Source organism: Emticicia sp. (genome assembly GCF_049241225.1).
GTDB lineage: Bacteria > Bacteroidota > Bacteroidia > Cytophagales > Spirosomataceae > Emticicia.
Window position 1 is genome coordinate 1 of the sequence record NZ_JBMLRC010000207.1, and the last position, 1,306, is coordinate 1,306.

The window sequence follows — 1,306 nt, forward strand, 5'->3', positions numbered from 1 at the left end:
TTTATCAATCTTTTACAAGACCCCATCAAGCCCCGTAACCATTCATTCAAAAAAATAATTGAGCAGATGAAAGTATTTCTCTATTTTTGCTCAACACTTATTTTAATTCACAAATAAACCAACAGTAAAATGAACAAATTAACCCCTTTTGCAAGATTTCTGATAATGCTTGTAATTCTTGGAGCAATCTTTTTCGGTGGGAAATATGTCCTCGAAAATACGTCTTGGGGCAAAAATATGCTTGCTAAAAGTTCAACCGAGCAAACTGATGCCGATACAAAAGCTCCTGAAAGTGGCCCTGCTTCTGAGACTGCAAGTACTGAAAGTTCAAGTTCATCATCATCAAGCTCAAACGATACTGAGGCAACTGCTGGCGGTAGTGGTAGTTTTAGCTATGTAGCACCAGAGCCAGTGAATGGCAAATTAAAAGGTGTAGTAGAACTCGGAGCGAGTGGTTTCAACTCATTTATTGTAAGAATTGATAAAGATAAAAACTGGAAGCTCGAAAAATCAGAATTTGGTAATAGTTTAGTAACCGAAAATATGGCCACCGACGAAGATATTCGTGCTGGTTTGAAGCAATATATCGGTAAAATGCTTGATTTTGGTGTAAGTGGCCGTGATATTCACTTTGTGGTGAGTTCGGGTGCGGTAAAGGCCGATGTTACTCAGAAAATCATCAAAAACTTAAAGGCTTTGAATTACTTCGTAAATACCGTTTCGGCTCAACAAGAAGGTGCTTTAGCTTTGAAATGTGTATTGCCAAAAGATTTTGAAGAAGAAGCTTTTGTAACTGATATTGGCTCAGGAAATACAAAAATCTCTTGGTTAAACGGTGGCGGAGTTTCGGCGGTTGAGACTTACGGAGCAAAGTATTTCCAAGATGGAACTGATGATGGTAAAGTATATGACGAGGTAAAAGCAAAATGTGCAGGAATTCCGAGCATGAAACGCAAAACTTGTTTTATTATTGGTGGAGCTCCATTTTCGATGGCAAAACAAGTACGTAATGGCAAAGAACGTTTTACGGTTTTGAAAGCACCAAAAGATTATAAAATGGATGATGCTAAAGGAAAAGCAGGTGTGAATATCTACAAAGCCATCAAAGATGCTACTGGTTGTGAGCAATTTGTGTTCGACTGGGACGCTAACTTTACGATTGGTTTCTTGTTGAATTTACCTTAATTTTAAAGAATATAAGTTTAGACCGAACGTCGGCATGATTCAAAATCATGCCGACGTTTTTTTATGCAAAAAGTTTTTTCAAGAATCCCGCAAGTTTTATTTAAATTCCACATCTAATATT

1 protein-coding gene is annotated in these 1,306 nt (G+C 37.3%); it reads left to right on the plus strand.

Features of this window, described 5'->3' with window-relative positions:
- The first annotated feature begins 129 nt into the window (after window positions 1-129).
- Window positions 130-1,185, plus strand: coding sequence for a hypothetical protein (locus ACOVO2_RS11445; RefSeq protein WP_421770100.1), 1,056 nt, complete (start codon window positions 130-132; stop codon window positions 1,183-1,185).
- Window positions 1,186-1,306 lie beyond the last annotated feature (121 nt).

Bases quoted from the DNA above. Each gene is read 5' to 3' on its own strand.
- ACOVO2_RS11445 (WP_421770100.1), top strand. From the start codon at position 130: ATGAACAAATTAACCCCTTTTGCAAGATTTCTGATAATGCTTGTAATT.